The organism is Spiroplasma diminutum CUAS-1 (assembly GCF_000439455.1).
GTDB classification, from domain to species: Bacteria; Bacillota_I; Bacilli_A; order Mycoplasmatales; family Mycoplasmataceae; genus Spiroplasma_A; species Spiroplasma_A diminutum.
Map to the genome: position 1 here is coordinate 201,175 of NC_021833.1, position 19,426 is coordinate 220,600.

A 19,426-nucleotide genomic window follows, 5' to 3' on the forward strand; every position below is an offset into this window, starting at 1 on the left:
TAATAATTTTATGGAGATGTAAAATATGGGATGAAAACGCGAATTTAAGAAAATGAAAAGAGAAAACGAAAGAAAATCTAATATATTTGATTATTCTGATGGTATTTCAAGCAACATTATATGAAATAGGTCAATGCATTCAGCAGATTATTGAGTGATTGATAATTTATTAAGTGCAATTTCAGACTTTAATAATCAAATAAATGAAATACTAAGTATTCAAAAATTACCAGAACAATTAGATAGTTATTCATGAAATATTAATATTATCTCAACACAGGAAAATTTTTATTCGTATCCAATGACAAGTTATTTTAGACAAACTTATAATAGCATCTCATTAAATCTTGGACAGTATGAAGCTGCATTAATAATTACAAGCTTAAGTAAATTTACATACTATACTACAGATAAATTTTGAAAGGTTTTTAATTATACTTTTGCAAACAAAAATATAAATGATAGAGCATTATTAAGAATTTTTGAGGTTATGCAAAGAACTTCACTTGATGCAGTTAATGGAATAATAGAAAAAGCACTGCTACTAATAGATAAAAAGCAAATTGATTCATACAAACATCATTTATTAATTGAAGAAATATTGGATTTAGGAGATGATTTTACTTATCATTGATCAAGAATGCTTGATCAGGTTGTTGATTTAACAGTAGAAACATTCATGTTTCAAAATGAGTACGGTCAAACAAATTCATCAACATACTCAGAATTTTTTGCACAAGATGATGAAGATGATTTTGAAGATTTTTTTGAAAAAACTAAGACATTAGTTTTCAAAGATGAAGTAAATGATGCCTTTAATTACTTTGGTATTACAAAAATGGCAAAACCAGAAGAATTTAAAAAAATATATAGAAAATTTGCAAAACAATTCCATCCGGATTTAAATTCAGATCCATCAGCTGCAGTTGAAATGAAAAAAATAAATGTATTTAAAGAAATTCTTGAACAATACTATGATAAATACGAAATAGTATAGTAAAAGGAGAATAATATGCAAGAAAAGGTATGAAATAGTCTATTTGAATCATCAAAAGATCTAATAACTAATTTTTCTTCTAATCAAGATAAACTTTTATCATCAGTTAAGGAATTTAGTGATAATTTGGTAAATTTTTCAGAAATATACTTTTCTGATAGAGAAGAATTTTTTAGATTTTTAAAGAATAAATATAGGGGTTTTTATTTGCATGCAACTTCAATCGTTTCTAGTGCTGATTCTGTTTCATTAATAATGCAATTAAATGAAGGAGTAAATGATTATTTAATCTTAATAAATTTATTTAGACAATTATTAGTAACTTTAGATTCACTTACAAGTGATTATTGACTAAAAATTGGAGAAAAAGTTAAGGATGTAAAATTAATCAAACTTATTATAGGTATATCAAATGAAGCTCGTTTTGAAAATGATGGTGAGGTTCCGGGCTATGTTTTAAAGACATTGGAAAAAAATAGAATAAGAGAAAATGATTTCTTTAAAAATTATATGAATAAGGAATTATGAAATGAAATTAAGCTATTAGAAGAGAAGATTTTAAATAAACCAGATGGAGATTTTGAATATTTCAAAGAACTTCTCTCAAAATCAGAGCATTTAGCAGATGATATGGTAATTAATCTTTGAGCAATTCTTGCAATTAATATTAGTTATTTAGAATTTTTAAATGATATAGTGGGAGAAATTTAATGTACATAAAAGAATATGAAGAATTTACATTTATACAAAATGATTTAATAAGTAAAGAAATGTTTATATTATATTCAATTTTTGGAGAAGAAAGTAAATTTTTACAAGTTATCCAACAGGAATGATTTGAAACTAAAGAAGTTGAAAAATTTAGAGATTTTATTGAAATTAAATTTGATGAAATTGAAATTAAAAAGAAAAATCAAGTAGACAGAGATAGTTTAAGTTGTCTTTTAAGAATGATGTCAATTTGTGATTGCTTCTTTGAATATGAATACATATATGATTCAGCAAGAACTTTATTTATTAATTCAAATAAAGAAACTATGTCTAATTTAAAAGTATATGATTATGCATTTAAGGAATTCATTGAATCTAATTATATTAGTTTTTTAGAAGAATTAAAGAGTTTAACTATTTCAACTAAATATAATCAAATTGTAAATGATATAAAAAAAACAATTAATAGAGTATCAGAAATTAGCGAATTTTCTTTAATAGTCAAAGAAACTTATAAAATAAATGATTTAATGAGTGATCTACTAGATATTTTAGAAGATGATGAAGATAATAGTTTTGAATTTAGTACAGATGAAGAAGTTGTATTATATAATTTCTCAATTTACCATTCAACCAAAATTTATTTTTCATTACTTTTAAGAGAAAATATCATATTAGAAGAAGAGAGAATTAGTGGCAAAGTAATTGAAAGTTATAAACCTTTAATTGAAGAAGAAGACTTAAGAATGTCAGAAACTAAAATGATTTCAGACCAAAGTAAAGAAATATTTTATAAAACATTAAAAAATTAAAAAGGAGTTGAGGTTATGGAACAACATTTAATATATCCATTTTGTTGTACAGAACACTCAACTTTTTTTTCAACACTTTTAGAAAACTATATAAGATTAAGAGCAACTCAAGATGGTATTTCGATAATTAACGATGATTTTAAAATTTATAAAGAACTTACAAATACAAATTTAAAATTAGTTATTGAAAGTGAAAAACAAAATATTAAAAGATGAAAAGATAATTTAATTTTAGATTTAGAAAAAAAACTCTTAAGTATATCAAGCTTAATTTTTATATATTATGTATTTTATATTTTTGAAATAAAAATTGATAAAGAGCTTGAAAAAGAACTACAATTTTTGAAAGATCAAAGTTTAAATTTGCACAATTCAATAGGAACAAAAGAAACTGAAAGTGCATTTAAACTAATTTTTCAACTAATTGAAGATATTAATCAATTAAAAAATCTATATATTTCTTAATAATTTTTATTTAAAATTAATTATTCTAAAGAACTAAATGTTTCATTTATTGGTATTACATTTAATTATTTGGTATTATCAATAGGTTATTAAATTATTAAATAGGAGAAAAACATGAATAAAAAAATAATAAATATAGCAGTTATTGCTCACGTTGATGCTGGAAAATCTACATTAGTTGATGCTTTTTTAAGTCAATCAAACGTTTTTAGAGCAAATGAAGAAGTAAAAGAACAAGTAATGGATAGTAATGATCAAGAAAGAGAACGTGGAATTACAATTTATTCTAAAAATTGTGCTATTGAATATAATGGTTACAAGATTAATATTGTTGATACACCAGGCCATGCTGACTTTTCAAGTGAAGTTGAACGTATTATGAAAACTGTTGATACAGTTATATTATTAGTCGATTCTGCAGAAGGTCCAATGCCCCAAACAAGATTTGTTCTTTCAAAAGCTTTGGAATTAGGTTTAAGACCAATTCTTTTAGTTAATAAAATTGATAAAAAAGATCAAAGAGCATTAGAAGTTGTTGACGAAGTTCTTGAATTATTTATGGAACTTGATGCAAATGATGAGCAAATTGAATTTCCTTCATTATTTGGAACAGCTCGTGATGGTATTGTTCAATATTCAATGGAAGAAAAAAGTGATAACTTAGTTCCATTATTTGAAACAATTATTAAACAAGTTGGAAATTATCCAATTGAATTATCAGAAGAGCCTGTTCAATTACAAATATCTTCACTTGCATATGATTCATTTATTGGAAGACTTGGAATTGGAAGGTTATTCAAAGGTGTTTTAAAAGAAGGGCAACAAGTTGCTATTTCTAAAAATGATGGATCTGTTGCAAAAGGTAAAATAACTGGATTATTTATTTATGAAGGATTAAAAAGAGTTGCTGTTAAAGAAGCCCAAGCAGGGGAAATCGTTGTTATATCAGGAATTGGAGATTTAACAATTGGTGATACAGTTTGTGAGCCAGATAAAATTGATGCACTTCCACCAATTGTTATTGAAGAACCAACAATGAGTATGAACTTTTTAGTAAATACTTCACCTTTTGCTGGAAGAGTTGGTAAATATGTTACAACAAGAAATATTAAAGAAAGATTAGACAAAGAATTAGAAGTTAACGTTGGACTAAGAGTTGAAGCTTTAACAGATTCATCTGCAGATGGATTTAAAGTTTTAGGTAGAGGAGAACTTCATTTATCTGTTTTAATTGAAACAATGAGAAGAGAAGGTTTTGAATTAGGAATTTCTAGACCTGAAGTTGTTGTAAGAATGGACGAAAAAGGTCAAAAATTAGAACCTATGGAAAAAGTTATAATAGATGTTCCAACAGAATTTTCTGGAACTGTTATTAATAAATTGAACTTAAGAAAAGGTATGATGGCTGATATGGATTCAGATGGTGTTAGAGATAAAGTAACTTACCATATACCAACAAGAGGTTTAATCGGATTTAAATCAGAATTCACAAATGATACTCGTGGTGAAGGGGTTATGGTTAAATCAAGTATAGGTTATGAAGAATATAAAGGTAAAATTGAAGGAAGACAAAACGGTACATTAGTTTCAATGGCAAATGGTGTAACTCTTCCTTATGCTTTAAATAACTTAGAAGAAAGAGGAATTCTATTTGTTGGTCCTCAAGTAGAAGTGTATGATGGAATGATTGTTGGATTACATTCAAGAGATAATGATTTAAATGTTAACCCAACAACTGGTAAAAAATTAACAAATACTAGAGCATCAGGAAGTGATGATTCTGTTAAGTTAACTCCACCAAGAAAATTTACATTGGAAGAAGCATTAGAATTTATAGAGTGAGATGAACTTGTAGAAGTAACTCCAGAAGATATTAGATTAAGAAAAAAATGACTTTCAGAAAATGAAAGAAAACAACATAGAAATGATCCACACTAAAAAAAATTCCATTAAGGAATTTTTTTTTAAAAAAAGTTCCACTAATATATGTACAAAAATAATTAAAATGTAGGAAAATAGGTTTATTATTAAAAATGTAAGGAGAATTAAATATGTCAAAAATAACTAACATTGTTGCACGTGAAGTATTAGATTCACGTGGATTTCCAACAGTTCAAGTTGATGTAACAACTGAATTTGGTGGATTTGGAACTGCTAAAGTTCCTTCAGGAGCTTCAACAGGTTCAAGAGAAGCTTTAGAATTGAGAGATGGAGACAAAAACCGTTTTAATGGAAAAGGTGTTTTAAAAGCTGTTTCAAATGTAAACGATAAAATTGCACAAGAAGTAATTGGTATGGAAGTAACAGATCAAGTTGCTATTGATACAATGATGTGTAAATTAGATGGTGATGATTTCAAAAAAAACTTAGGAGCAAACGCAATCTTAGGTGTTTCATTAGCTGTAGCTAAAGCTGCTGCAAGTGAATTAGAAATTCCATTATACAGATATATTGGGGGAACAAATGCAAGAAGATTACCTGTTCCTATGTTAAACGTTATTAATGGTGGAGAACATGCAGATTCTGCAATAGACTTCCAAGAATTTATGATTATGCCTGTTGGAGCACCAACATTTAGTGAATCATTAAGATGAGCTTCAGAAACTTTCCAAGCTTTAAAATCTTTATTACATGATAAAAAAGATATTACAGCTGTTGGTGATGAAGGTGGATTCGCTCCTAACTTTGCTTGAGCATATCCAGAAGAAACTATTGAAGCATTTAAAGCAAAAACTCCAGTAGAAGTTGCTTTAGATTTATTAGTTGAAGCTATTGAAAAAGCTGGTTATAAAACTGGTAAAGATGGTATCATGATTGCAATGGACTGTGCAAACTCAGAATTATACATTGATGGAAAATACCACTTCAAAAAAATTGAAAAATTAACAGGAAAAGAATGAGCTTTAACAACAGATGAAATGGTTTCATTCTTAGATAAATTAGTTGATACATACCCAATTATTTCAATCGAAGATGGACTAGCTGAATCAGATTGAGATGGATTCCAAAAACAAGTTAAAACAATGGGACACAAAATCCAAATCGTTGGAGATGACTTATTTGTTACAAATCCAAAAATTACTGCAGAAGGAATTGAGAAAAAAGCTGCAAACTCAGTATTAATTAAATTAAACCAAATCGGTACTTTAACTGAAACTATTGAAACAATTCAAATGGCTCAAAAAGCTGGTTGAACTGCTGTTACTTCACACCGTTCAGGTGAAACAGAAGATGCAACAATTGCTGATTTAGCTGTTGCTTTAAACACAGGACAAATTAAAACTGGTTCAATGTCAAGATCAGATAGAATTGCTAAATACAATAGATTATTAGAAATTGAAGCTGAATTAGGTGAAGCTGCAATTTATGATGGTTTAAAATCATTCTATAACTTAACAAAATAAAGAAAATAATTTTAGGAATATCTAATTTAAATATTGGTATTCCTTTTTTATTTTTAATTGAAAGTAATATCAAAATATATTAGTCTTTTTATTGTAAAATATTTGTGGTGATGAAATGCGAAAAAATATTAAAGGAAACTATTTATATATAACAGCGCTAAGTATATTTTTAGTTTTTTTCATAACTTTTACATTTCTTGATTTAAAAATATCGAAATCAATTAGTAATGAAATGAATAATCATTGATTTTCTCAAACATTTGATATGTATGGTAAGACAATAATAATAGTTCCTATTTATTTGATTTTTTTTGGTTATTTTATAAAGTTAATGAGTTTTGTAAATTTAGTAAAGAAAGCAATAAGGGCTTTTAATGTTTTGTTTAATATAATTTTTATTTTTACAATTACAACTTATTTTTATTATGAATTTGATATTAACTCTCTTGCAAAAATAATTAGTTTATCACTAATATATGTTTTTATTTTTATTTTTATAGTATTAATTGCATTCAATTGAATAAAATTAATTTATAATAATGATCAAATTGCAATCAATAAAATAGTCTATGCTGCTAATATAAGTATTATTTTTTTATTTATAGGATTTTTAAACGTAGAATTATTTAAGAATTTATTTGGAAGAATTAGACCAAATGAAGTTATAGAAAATGATCAAAGTTTTTTTTATGTATTTCAAATTAATTTTTCTTCAAAAAGGGGTAAAAGTTTTCCATCAGGACATACTCTATCTGCAGGACAATTGATTGCTGTTTTTTATTTTTTAGATTTAAAAAATAAAAGGCTTGAATCTATTTTAAAGAAAGTAATACCAGTATTTGTAATAATTTTTACTTTATTAACAGCAATTTCAAGAGTTACAATGCATAAACATTTTCCAACTGATGTATTATTTTCAATGTTAATATTAGTTGTTTATTATTTATTATCTCCAATAATTATAAAAAAAATTTATGAAAGGAAAATTAAAAATGGCTAAGTATATCGGATTAGATTTAGGTAGTAAGACAATTGGAATTGCAACTAGTGAAGGATATTTTGCTAACCCAAAAGAAACAATTAGGTTTGAAGAAGATAATTTTAAACAAGGTGTTGATAAATTATTTTTATTTCTTAGTAAAGAAGGATTTGAAAAAATTGCTATTGGATATCCTAAAAATATGGATGGATCAATGGGTCATAGAGTTCAAATGGTTGAAGATTTTATAAAAATTATGTTAGAAACAAATATAGTAAATGAAGAGCAAATTATTAGAATTGATGAAAGGTTAACAACAAGAATGGCAAAACAAATAATGGTTTCATTTGATTTAAGTAGAAAAAAGCAAAAAGAAAATAAGGATCAAGTTGCTGCCAAATTAATTTTAGAAACTTATATTAACTCAATCAAGTAGTATATAATATGCTTATAAGTGGAGGTAGAAATGAATACACATCCTTTAGTTAAAGAAATTTTATTTTCTAAAGAAGAGATTGATTCAAGGACTGCACAATTAGCAGAAGAAATTGAACAATATTATAGAACACAAGATATAAAAGAAAACACAGTAATTTTAATAGGACTTTTAAAAGGCTGTGTTCCTTTTATGGCAAATTTCATTAAGCATTTTAATTATGAATGTCAAACAGAATACATGGTGGTTTCATCATATCTGGGGGGAACTAAAACAACAGGAGAACCTAAAATTAATTTAGATTTAAATATTTCAATTAAAGATAAGCATGTTTTAATAATTGAAGATATTATTGATTCAGGTATAACATTGGATTATGTAAAAAATTATTTATCATTTAAAGGTGCAAAAGAAGTTAAAATTGTAACTTTATTAGATAAACCAGAAGGTAGATCAGTTTCAATGGAAACTGATTGATGTGGATTTAAAATTAAAAATGAATTTGTTGTTGGATATGGACTTGATTATGATGAAAGATTGAGAAATCTTCCATTTATTGCAGTTTGTGATGTAGATAAACTTGATGATTGAAAATGATAATTTAGTTCGTTTTTATTAGTAAGTTAGTTATTTAAAAAAGTTATATAATTTATATGTACGGAGGAAATTTTATGATTAAAAAAATCGGAGTTTTAACTTCTGGAGGAGATGCTCCTGGAATGAATGCAGCAGTTGCTGCGGTTATTAAAACAGCAATTTCAAAGAATATTGAACCATACATTGTAAGAGATGGTTATAAAGGTCTTATAAATAATTGAATTGAGAAAGTAGATATAAACTTTGCATCAAATATTATTTCAAAAGGTGGAACAGTAATTGGATCCGCAAGATTACCTGAATTCAAAGAAGAATCAGTAAGACAAAAGGCAGTTGATAATCTAAATTCATTAGGTATTGAAGCTTTAGTTGTTATTGGTGGAGATGGAAGTTATCAAGGAGCTGAAAAACTTACAAAAATGGGAATTAATTGTATAGGTTTACCTGGAACAATTGATAACGATATTGTTTCTTCAGATTATACAATTGGTTTTGATACAGCATTAAATACTGTTATTGATTCTCTAGACAAAATTAGAGATACTATTCAATCACACAATAGATGTATGGTTGTTGAAATAATGGGTAATGGTTGTGGAGATTTAACATTATATGCAGCAACAGGAACTGGAGCTGAGGTTTTTTCGACAAAAGAAAGTTATTTAACAGAGGATGAAATTATTAATCAAGTTAAAGAACTAAAAATTAAAAATAAGAGAAGTGTAATTGTAGCTGTTGCTGAAAAAAATTATGATGTTAATGAGTTAGCATCAAAAATTGAAAAGGAAACAGGATATGAAACAAGAGCAACAGTTCTTGGTCATATACAAAGAGGTGGAAACCCAACTGGTATGGATAGATATCTTGCAGTTAAAGCTGGTATTTTTGCAGTAGAACAATTAATTGCTGGTAAAGGTGGATTATATATTGGAATGAGCAACAATGAATTAGTTGCAAGAGATATTGATTCAACACTAAATATGCCAAAAATTGATAAGTCTCAGGAGTATCAAAAACTAAGAGATATAAATAAAGCAGTATAGTACAAAAAATATTAACAAGGAGAAAAATTATGAACAAAGAAATAGAATTTTATGAACCAAGTAAGATTGCTAAAAAAGTAAAAAGAACTAAAATTGTTACAACAATAGGACCAAGTACTCATTCAAAAGATGACATTAGAAAATTATTTGAAGCTGGAATGAATGTTGTTAGATTAAACTTTTCACATGGAAAACAAGAAGAGCAAGCTGAAAAAATTAAATCAGTTATTGAGTTAAGAGAAGAATTAGAAAAACCAATTTCAATTATGCTTGATACAAAAGGACCTGAAATTAGAATTGGAAAAGTTCTAGATGGATCACAAGAAATTAAAGCAGGAACAGATATTAGAGTTTATACAACACAAGAAGAATATTTAAATCGTGAATGTAAATCAACTGAGATGACAGTTTCTTATGATATGAGTATTGATTTAAAACCAGGAGATACAGTTTTAGTTGATGATGGTAAATTAACATTAAATGTTATTAATGTTGAACCAGGTTTAGTAAATTGTAAAGCATTCAATACACATACTGTAAAAACTAATAAAAGAGTTAACTTACCTGGTGTTGACTTTTCATTACCATTCTTAGCAGAAAAAGATATTGAAGATATTAAATTTGGTGCAAAAATGAAAGTTGATTATATTGCAGCATCATTTGTTAACTCAGCAGATAATGTTAATGAAATTAGATCAATATTAAAAGAATGTAATGCAGAAAATGTTCAAATTATTTCAAAAATAGAATCAAAAATTGGTATTTTTAATATTGATTCAATTATAGAAGCATCTGATGGAATTATGGTTGCTCGTGGTGATTTAGGATTAGAAATTCCTTATTATGAAGTTCCATATTGAGAAAAACAAATGATTAGAAAATGTAGAAAAGCAGGAAAAGTTGTAGTTGTTGCAACTCAAATGTTAGAATCAATGACTGATAATCCTCAACCTACAAGAGCTGAAGTAACTGACGTTTATTATGCAACAGAATTAGGAACAGATGCAACTATGTTAAGTGGTGAATCTGCTGCTGGAATTTACCCATTTATTACAACAGAAACAATGGCAACAATTAATAAAAGAGCAGAATTAGGTTTCTATGGAAAAATTTATTATGATAGAGCTTTAGAAGTTGCAAGAAATTCAACTTCAGGAAAAAGAGCTGAAATTGCAGATGAATTGGCAAATATAACAAGAAATGGTAAATATGAATTTGCAATAGTTCTTTCAAGAACTGGTGAATTATTAAAAACTATTTCAAAATTTAGACCAAACGTTACAATTTTGGGAGTTTGTGATAAAGAAGAATTATGAACAGGATTTGGTGCAATGCACTCAATCTTTATGAATAAAGTTAATAGCATTGATGAAGTAATTGATAATAATGATGTATTATCAGAAATTGCAAGATCATGAGGTGCAAAAAAGGGTGAAGAAATCTTAATTGTGAGAAATGAAGATATCAAATCTCACATAGTTTAAAAAATAACCACTTATGTGGTTATTTTTTTTTGTATAATTTTTTTAAAAAAAATTATACACTTATAGTGTATAAAAGAATGAGTAAAATAAGGAAGGTTTATAAAATAAATATTGGTTGTATAAACTACTTTTATACAGATTTATAAATTTTATTAATATATTTAAGAAAAAAGAGGAGTGAAAATGAAAAAAACATTAAGTATTTTAGGCGGAATAATTTTTGCTACAAGTTCTACTATAGCAACTGTTAACACAGTATCATGTGATACAAATTATACAAAAGAGGATTTTGAAAAACTTGTTAAAAAAATTGCAGATTTAGACTTAACTAAATATACAACTGAATCAGTAGACAATTTAATGAAAGTAATGATAGAAACTGCAACAGAAGTTGCAGATGGAAAAAATATTACTGAAAACTATAATAAACTTAAAAAAGCTATGGATAGTTTAGTTCTAAAGGACAATCAAACTGGAGAAATAAAGATCTATACTTTAAAAGATCTATTTGAATCAGAGATAATTGTTAATGATAATACAGTAAAATTTACTATAATCTATCAAAATGAAGCAGAATATAAGTCTAAAACTAGAAATCAATCTAGTTTTAGAAGAAACTTATATTATAATATTTCCAGATATTATAAAGATCTTGATTTGGATATAAAAAGACTTATTGAAAAAGATTTTAATTCTGATACAACTGAGTTAAGTATAGATTTAAATTTAGATTTAGAAACAAGATATGAAATTAAAACCGCTTTGGTTAGTGAAAGTGCAAAAGCTCAAATTAATCCAGCAGTATGAACAATACAATATAAGTTAGAAATTGCAAGTTAATATAAAAAAATGATTAGAATAACATCTAGTCATTTTTTTATATTAACTACTTAAAAGTTATTTTTATTAAAATAATCCTCAAGTTATAAGAGATGAAATCAATAACGTTTATTATAAAGCAGAATTTGAAGTAGATTTAATTATGTTAAATGCTGAATCATATTATTGAAATTTATCGATTTATTACAATAGAAATTTTGGTAACAATTAATAAAGGTGTTGAATTAGATTTTTATGAAAAAAACTATTATGACAGAGTTATAGTAATTGAAAGATCACGAGGTGCAAAAAGAGGCAAAGAAATATTAATTATTAAAAATGAAGATATCAAATCTCACATAGTTTAAAAAAATAAACACTTATGTGGTAGTTTTTTAAAAAAAATTATACACTTATAGTGTATAAAAGAATGAGTAAAATAAGGAAGATTTATAAATTTTATTAATATATTTAAGAAAAAAGAGGAGTGAAAATGAAAAAAGTATTAAGTATTTTAGGTGGAATAATGTTTACTACAAGTTCCACTGTAGCAACTGTTAACACAGTATCATGTGATACAAATTATACAAAAGAGGATTTTGAAAAACTTGTTAAAAAAATTGCAGATTTAGACTTAACTAAATATACAACTGAATCAGTAGACAATTTAATGAAAGTAATGATAGAAACTGCAACAGAAGTTGCAGATGGAAAAAATATTACTGAAAACTATAATAAACTTAAAAAAGCTATGGATAGTTTAGTTCTAAAGGACAATCAAACTGGAGAAATAAAGATCTATACTTTAAAAGATCTATTTAAGTCAGATATAATTGTTAATGATAATACAATAAAACTTATTATTACTTATAAAAATCAAAATGATTATAATCATTACACTAGAAATCAATCTGCTTTTAGATGAGATTTATATTATAATATTTCTAGATATTATAAAGATATTGATTTAAATATAAAAAGACTTATTGAAAAAGATTTTAATTCCGATAAAACAGAATTAAAAACAGATTTAAATTTGGATTTGGAAACAAGATATGAAATTAAAACTGCTTTGGTTAGTGAAAGTGCAAAAGCTCAAATTAATCCAACAATCTGAACAATACAATATAAAATAGAAATTGCAAGTTAATATAAAAAAATGATTAGAATAACATCTAGTCATTTTTTTATATTAATTACTTAAAAGTTATTTTTATTAAAATACCCTATTTAAACAAAAATTATTATAAAATGATATAATTTTTTTGTTATTAACAAGGAGAATACTATGAATAAATTTAACTTAACTGACAAAATGAAAAGAACCAAAGTAATTACAACTATTGGTCCAAGTGTTCATTCAAAAGAAGCTATTAAAGAATTATTTGATAAGGGAATGACAACAATACGTTTAAATTTCTCTCATGCAGATTTTCAAGAACATGGTGAAAGATTTGAATGAGTAAAAGAATTAAGAAAAGAAATTAATAAACCAATTTCAATTTTATTGGATACAAAAGGTCCAGAAATTAGAATTGGAAAAATGAAAGATGGAAAACAAGAAGTAAAAGCAGGAACTGAAATAACTGTTTATACTAATCCAGAAGACTTTTCATCAAGAGAATGTTCAGCAACTGAAATGCAAATGTCATATGACATGTCTCAAGATGTTAAACCTGGTGATGTTGTTTTAGTTGATGATGGAAAATTAACAATGCATGTAATAAGCGTTGAAAAATTTAAAGTTATGTGTACAGCATTTAACACACACTTAGTTAAAACAAATAAAAGAGTTAACTTACCAGGTGTTGAATTTACATTACCATTCTTAGCAGAAAAAGATTACAATGATATTCACTTTGGAATTGAAAGTAATATTGACTATATTGCAGCATCATTTGTTAACTCAGCAGATAATGTTAATGAAATTAGAGCAATATTAAAAGCAAAAAATGCAGAACATATCCAAATTATTTCAAAAATTGAATCACAAGTTGGATGTGATAATATTGATTCAATTATTGATGCATCAGATGGAATTATGGTTGCTCGTGGAGATCTAGGATTAGAAATTCCTTACTATGATGTTCCATATTGAGAAAAACAAATAATTAGAAAATGTAGAGAAAAAGGAAAATTAGTTATTGTTGCAACTCAAATGTTAGAATCAATGACTGATAATCCTCAACCTACAAGAGCTGAAGTAACTGACGTTTACTATGCAACAGAATTAGGAGCAGATGCAACTATGTTAAGTGGAGAATCAGCAAATGGTGATTTCCCATTTATAACTGTAGAAACTATGTCAACAATTAATAAGCGTGCAGAAGTTGAATTCTATGAAAAAAACTACTACACTAAACAATTAGAAAAAGCTAGAAAATCAAGTTCAGGAAAAAGAGCTGAAATTGCAAATCAATTAGCAAACACTACAATGGGTGGAAATTACGAATATGCAATCGTTGTTTCAAGAACTGGTGAATTATTAAGAACTATTTCAAAATTTAGACCCAATGTTACAATCTTAGGAGTTTGTGACAATGAAAAATTATGAACAGGATTTGGTGCAATGCACTCAATCTTTATGAGTAAAGTTGAAGATCTTGATGCATTTATGAACGATGATAAAGCAATAGCTGAGATTGCAAAATCTTGAGGAGCTAAATCAGGTGAAAGAATTTTATTTGTAAGAAACGAAAACATTAAAGAAATTACTGTTGCTTAATTTAAAAACTAAACATATAATTGTTTAGTTTTTTTATTTCTTATAAAGAAAATTAGGTATAATATAAATTGGTATTTATTGAAAGTTTTATAAAGAGGAAAGTAACATGAAAGTAACATTATTAGATGGCAATGTAATAAATTATGAAGAATCAAAATCGGTTTTAGAGATTGCACAAGATATTTCAATATCACTTGGAAAAAAATGTATAGGAGCAGTTATTAATGGAAAAGAAGTTGTTCCAAATGGTGCAGTAATTTATAGAGATTGTAAATTAGAATTAATTACGGATAGACATCCACATTATGAAACAACAATTAATTATACAGCGAAAGTTATTGTGGCATTAGCTATTAAAACTTTGTTTCCAGAGGGAAGTTTATATCCAGAGAATGAACCATTTGATAAGTTAGAATTTTACAGTTATTTTGATTATCCTGAAAAATTTACAATGGAAATGTTAAAAAAAGTTGAAAATTTAGCAAATGATTATATTAAAAAAGGATTAAATTTTGAATTCCAAGGCAATGTAATGACAGAAGAAGATTACATTAAGGGAATGCAAGCAATTAAAGTAGACCAAAAATATATAGATGATATGGTTGAAATGAATAAAAAAAGATACATTAAATTTCCAATCTCTTCATTAAATGGTACACTTTATTACCCAAGATTTGCAAATCTAAATAAAACAAGTGATTTGTATAAAATTGAATTAAATGAAATCACAGCATTTCAAATTTCTGAAAATAAATTTATTTATAAAATTCATGGACTATCTGCAGTATCTGAAAAAATGTTATTAGATAAAAAAAGAAAAATTGAAGAAATTAAAGAGAGCGATCATAAATATATTGCAAAAAACTTAGAAATATACCATTTAGATCCTTTAATTGGTCAAGGACTACCAATTTGATTACCAAATGGAACTATTTTAAAACAAGAAATAAAAAAATACTTAGTGGAAAAAGAATTTGAATATGATTTCATTCAAGTTGAAACTCCAGTAATTGGAACAAGTGAACTTTACAAAACATCAGGTCATTGAGATCATTATCGTGAAGATATGTTTGCACCAATGCAATTACCAAAAGAGGAAATGGTTTTAAAACCAATGAGTTGTCCACATCACATCTCTATTTATAAATATAAACAAAGAAGTTATAGAGACTTACCTTTAAGATTGGCAGAACATGCATTACAACATAGATATGAATCTTCAGGAAGTTTAACTGGGCTTGAAAGAGTTAGAGCAATGGAATTAACAGATTCACATATCTTTGTAACTCCAGAGCAAGTTAAAGAAGAATTTGTAAGATGCTTTAATTTGATTACAGATGTGTTATCAACATTTGATATTAAAGTAGATTATCTTTCTTTATCATTAAGAGATCCAAAAGATAAAGAAAAATATTTTGATGATGAAAAAATGTGAAATCACGCTGAAACAGAGTTAGAAAATGTTTTACTGGAATTAAATATTGATTACAAAAAAATGATTGGTGAAGCTGCATTTTATGGTCCAAAATTGGATATTCAAGCAAGAACTGCACTAGGACATGAAATAACAGTTTCAACTATTCAATTAGATTTTCTATTACCACAAAAATTTGATATTAGTTATATCAACAGTGAAGGTAATTTAGATAGACCAATTATGATTCATAGAGGTCTTGTAGGAACATATGAAAGATTTATTTCAGTTCTATTAGAACAAACAAAAGGTATTTTGCCATTGTGATGTACTCCATTACAAGTTGAAATTATACCTGTAAATATTGAAAATAAAGATTATTCTGAAAAAGTAAGAGAACAGTTGAAATCTAAATTTATTAGATCAAAAATCGACTTAAGAGATGAAAGATTAAGTTACAAAATTCGTGATGCTCAAGTAAGAAAGATACCTTATCAATTAGTATTAGGAGAAAAGGAATCTCAAAATGATACAGTAACATATAGAAAATATGGAAGTGAAGAGCAAATTACAGTTACTTTAAATGAATTTATTACTTTAATCGAAAGTCAAATCAAAAATAAATAGTATTTTTTAATAGGAGATAATATATAAAATGAATAAGAACAATAATATCGAAGAAGAAATAAAGATTCTTAAAGAACAAGATTATGGGCTTTTAGATGCACAACACTCTTTCATGATTGATGGAGTATTGGGTGGATTTAAAGCAGCAATTCATAAATTGCATTATACATTTGTTAAGCAAATTCTACTTGGAATTATGAGTGGTGTAATTATTGGTTTTGGTTATGTAGCATGTGTTTTGGCAATGCTTTCAACAAAAAATCCCTTTTTAGCTAAAGTGCTTTTAGGATTTATTTTTCCAGGTTGTATAATTATGATTACTTTTCTTGGAGGAGGACTTTTTACAAGTCATGTTTTTAGTACAATTCCTGTATTTAAAGGTTGTGGAAGTAGGAGATTATATCTGAAAGGTATTTTTGGAGTTCTTTTAGGGAATTTCTTAGGTACTTTAATATTTGTTTCATTATTTTCAGCTGCTGGTGGATTATTGGAAGACAATAAGGAATTTTTAAATAAAGTATTTTCATTGTCAATTCACAAATTATATTTAGTTGGTCATGAACTTACAAGTGGTCATAAAATTACAACTGTAAGTATATTAGCTACAATTGGTATTAGTATAGCTTCAGGGATTTTATGTAACATGATGGTATGTGCAACTTTACCAATGGCAAGTTCAACTAAAAATGCAGCAGCAGTAGTGATGTTAATGATATTTCCAATTGCTTATTTTGCAATTGGTGGTTTCCAACATGGACCTGCAAATTCATTCTTCATGTGAATGTTATTATTTGAGATAATTTTTAACAGCTCAACAGTTTCAACTGAGGCTGGATTAACTCCAGAATTTTATCAATTTATTTTATTTATACTTTTAAGTACTTTACCTACTCTAATAGGTAACTGAATTGGTGGTGCTTTATTATTACCAGGTATTTTATATTTCATTAATAAAGAATATGCTTCAGTTTTATTTAAAAAAATTAAATTGGAGTATTTAGAAGAGAAAAAATACAGCTTTAAAGAAAGAGCTGAAAAACAAATGAAAAAAATTGATAAAAAAATAAACCAAAAAGAAGCTGATATTGAAGCGAAAGAAATTGATAAAAAAGACTAGAAAAACCATATTTATGGTTTTTTTTATTTTTTATAGTTATAATAAAAAAAGATAAATGCACAGGAGTATTTTATGAGATTAATAATCAAGAAAATCAGTAAGGGCAAACGTAAGTAGTTTTCAAGCTATGATTTTTTTATTAATTTTATAAAAAACTATTTTCAACTTTAAATAATATACAAATAATAAATACAATAATATAGTTTAACAATTTTTAATTAGAATGAGAGATAACAAAAATGAAAAATAAACTTAATATAAAAAGGAAATTTAAAATTCCAACATCTTTTACAATACTTTTTATGGTATTAGTAACAATAATGGTTATATCGTGAATATTAAACTTGAGTGGGATTACATATGTAAATGGGGAAACTACTGAAAAAATAAAAGCAATTGGAATTGTAGATTTATTTGTATCGATATTTATAGGGTTTGAGCAAAAATTAGAAATTATAGTTTTTGTAATGGCAATTGGCGCATTTATTTATATAGTTATGAAATCTAAATCATTGGATGCTTTAACACAAAAAATAGCTTGAAAGTTTAAAGATAAAACAATATGGGCAATTCCAATAATTGTAGTATTTTTAAGTTTCTGTGGATCTGCTTATGGAATGTCAGAAGAAGCAATTGGCTTTCACATGATAGTAATTCCATTAATGCTGGTTGCTGGATTTGATATATTTACAGCTTTAATGACAGTTTTACTTGGTGGTGGAATTGGTCCAATGTTAGCAACATTTGATCCATTTCTAATATTTACAGCTTCAGATGCAGCAAATATGGGCGAAGCTGGAATTTCAGAACCAATGGAAGGTATTATATTTAGATTTGCAGTTTGAGTATTAGTTACACTATTTACTTGTGTATATATAATGCTTTATGCAAGAAAAGTAAAAAATAATCCTCAACTATCATATACTTTTTCTACTCTAGAAGAAGATAAAAAATTCTTTTTAAAAGAGCAAGTTAATCAAATACCATTAACTAAAAAAAGAATTGCAATAAATATTATGTTTTTATTAATGTTTTTAATTATGATAGTTTATTTAATTCCTTGAGATACATTAGCAGGTGGAAATTGATTTGAAAATTCTGGAAATTGAGTAAATAAATATATGCCTTTTTTAACAAGTTTAGTTCCAGGATTAGGTCTTGGTTCAATGTATCAAGTTGCTGGTTTTTTCCTAATTGGATCATTAATTGTTGCTATTTTGAACTGAGAAGGTGAAGAAGCGTTTGTTGAAGATGCTTTAAACGGAGTTAAAGATATTACTGGTGTAGCATTTATTATTGCAATGGCAGGAGCAGTTACATATTTATTAATTGAAACAGGAATGCAATCATTAATGTTAACAGGAATTTCAAATTCGAATACATCATCAATGAATCCATTTTTATTTATAGTTTTAACATTCTTCTTATTTATTCCTATGTCTTTTGCATTACCTTCAAGTTCAGGATTCTCATCTGCTGTATTTCCTGTATGAGGTCCACTTGCAAATACAATTACAACTAGTAATAATATAAGTATGGTATCGGGAAGTATAACTGCATTTGCCTTTGCAAATGGTATGGCAAATATGGTTTCTCCAGCTTCAGGAATCGTTGTTGGAGCGGCTCAAATTGGAAGAATAGATTATGGTAAACTTATGAAAGGAACTTGAAAGTTTCATGTAAGTCTATTAGTATTAAATACAGGATTACTTTTAATAGGAACTGGTTTAAACTATACTGGTGTACATATTTTTTAGATATAAAAAACCCTAATATAGGGGTTTTAATTTTTTAAG

The 19,426-nt window shown here is 26.3% G+C and carries 18 protein-coding genes; all 18 read left to right on the plus strand.

Annotated elements, in window-relative coordinates:
• Positions 1 to 25: 25 nt before the first annotated feature.
• The 18 genes from SDIMI_RS00935 to SDIMI_RS01020 all read left to right on the plus strand — a co-directional run bounded on the left by SDIMI_RS00935 (position 26) and on the right by SDIMI_RS01020 (position 19,387).
• Entirely contained in the window at positions 26 to 997 is a 972-nt protein-coding gene (locus tag SDIMI_RS00935) for a DnaJ domain-containing protein (protein ID WP_020836110.1), read from the plus strand.
• Between the two features lie 15 nt (positions 998 to 1,012).
• Positions 1,013 to 1,708, plus strand: a complete 696-nt coding sequence (locus SDIMI_RS00940) for a hypothetical protein (protein WP_020836111.1) — start codon at positions 1,013 to 1,015, stop codon at positions 1,706 to 1,708.
• Positions 1,708 to 2,520, plus strand: a complete 813-nt coding sequence (locus SDIMI_RS00945) for a hypothetical protein (RefSeq protein ID WP_020836112.1) — start codon at positions 1,708 to 1,710, stop codon at positions 2,518 to 2,520. The genes SDIMI_RS00940 and SDIMI_RS00945 overlap by 1 nt, the downstream gene beginning before the upstream one ends.
• 15 nt (positions 2,521 to 2,535) lie before the next feature.
• Positions 2,536 to 2,985: a hypothetical protein gene (locus SDIMI_RS00950; RefSeq protein WP_020836113.1), complete on the plus strand. Its 450-nt coding sequence runs from the start codon at positions 2,536 to 2,538 to the stop codon at positions 2,983 to 2,985.
• A 114-nt stretch (positions 2,986 to 3,099) separates the two neighbouring features.
• Positions 3,100 to 4,923: a translational GTPase TypA gene (gene typA / locus SDIMI_RS00955; RefSeq protein ID WP_020836114.1), complete on the plus strand. Its 1,824-nt coding sequence runs from the start codon at positions 3,100 to 3,102 to the stop codon at positions 4,921 to 4,923.
• 113 nt (positions 4,924 to 5,036) lie between these two features.
• Entirely contained in the window at positions 5,037 to 6,389 is a 1,353-nt protein-coding gene (gene eno / locus SDIMI_RS00960; protein ID WP_020836115.1) for a phosphopyruvate hydratase, read from the plus strand.
• 115 nt (positions 6,390 to 6,504) lie between these two features.
• Positions 6,505 to 7,389, plus strand: coding sequence for a phosphatase PAP2 family protein (locus tag SDIMI_RS00965; protein ID WP_020836116.1), 885 nt, complete (start codon positions 6,505 to 6,507; stop codon positions 7,387 to 7,389).
• Positions 7,382 to 7,804, plus strand: coding sequence for a Holliday junction resolvase RuvX (ruvX, locus tag SDIMI_RS00970; RefSeq protein ID WP_020836117.1), 423 nt, complete (start codon positions 7,382 to 7,384; stop codon positions 7,802 to 7,804). The genes SDIMI_RS00965 and ruvX overlap by 8 nt, the downstream gene beginning before the upstream one ends.
• A 30-nt stretch (positions 7,805 to 7,834) precedes the next feature.
• Entirely contained in the window at positions 7,835 to 8,404 is a 570-nt protein-coding gene (gene hpt, locus SDIMI_RS00975; RefSeq protein ID WP_020836118.1) for a hypoxanthine phosphoribosyltransferase, read from the plus strand.
• Positions 8,405 to 8,475: 71 nt separating this feature from the next.
• The gene (gene pfkA, locus SDIMI_RS00980; RefSeq protein WP_020836119.1) at positions 8,476 to 9,444 is read left to right on the plus strand and encodes a 6-phosphofructokinase; all 969 of its coding nucleotides are present in this window, start codon (positions 8,476 to 8,478) and stop codon (positions 9,442 to 9,444) included.
• A gap of 29 nt (positions 9,445 to 9,473) precedes the next feature.
• Entirely contained in the window at positions 9,474 to 10,928 is a 1,455-nt protein-coding gene (gene pyk / locus SDIMI_RS00985) for a pyruvate kinase (protein ID WP_020836120.1), read from the plus strand.
• 183 nt (positions 10,929 to 11,111) lie between these two features.
• A complete protein-coding gene (locus SDIMI_RS00990; RefSeq protein WP_020836121.1) occupies positions 11,112 to 11,768 on the plus strand; it encodes a hypothetical protein in 657 nt (218 codons plus the stop codon).
• 149 nt (positions 11,769 to 11,917) lie between these two features.
• On the plus strand, positions 11,918 to 12,115 hold the full coding sequence (locus tag SDIMI_RS00995; RefSeq protein ID WP_020836122.1) for a hypothetical protein: 198 nt from the start codon (positions 11,918 to 11,920) through the stop codon (positions 12,113 to 12,115).
• Positions 12,116 to 12,240: 125 nt separating this feature from the next.
• Positions 12,241 to 12,897 (plus strand): hypothetical protein, encoded by a 657-nt coding sequence (locus SDIMI_RS01000; protein WP_020836123.1) that lies wholly within the window; start codon positions 12,241 to 12,243, stop codon positions 12,895 to 12,897.
• A 138-nt stretch (positions 12,898 to 13,035) separates the two neighbouring features.
• Positions 13,036 to 14,472, plus strand: coding sequence for a pyruvate kinase (pyk, locus tag SDIMI_RS01005; RefSeq protein WP_020836124.1), 1,437 nt, complete (start codon positions 13,036 to 13,038; stop codon positions 14,470 to 14,472).
• Between the two features lie 106 nt (positions 14,473 to 14,578).
• The gene (gene thrS / locus SDIMI_RS01010) at positions 14,579 to 16,513 is read left to right on the plus strand and encodes a threonine--tRNA ligase (protein WP_020836125.1); all 1,935 of its coding nucleotides are present in this window, start codon (positions 14,579 to 14,581) and stop codon (positions 16,511 to 16,513) included.
• Positions 16,514 to 16,541: 28 nt separating this feature from the next.
• The gene (locus SDIMI_RS01015; protein WP_020836126.1) at positions 16,542 to 17,630 is read left to right on the plus strand and encodes a formate/nitrite transporter family protein; all 1,089 of its coding nucleotides are present in this window, start codon (positions 16,542 to 16,544) and stop codon (positions 17,628 to 17,630) included.
• Positions 17,631 to 17,869: 239 nt separating this feature from the next.
• Positions 17,870 to 19,387 carry a YfcC family protein gene (locus tag SDIMI_RS01020; protein WP_020836127.1) on the plus strand — a complete coding sequence of 506 codons (1,518 nt, stop codon included), beginning with the start codon at positions 17,870 to 17,872 and terminating at the stop codon, positions 19,385 to 19,387.
• Positions 19,388 to 19,426 lie beyond the last annotated feature (39 nt).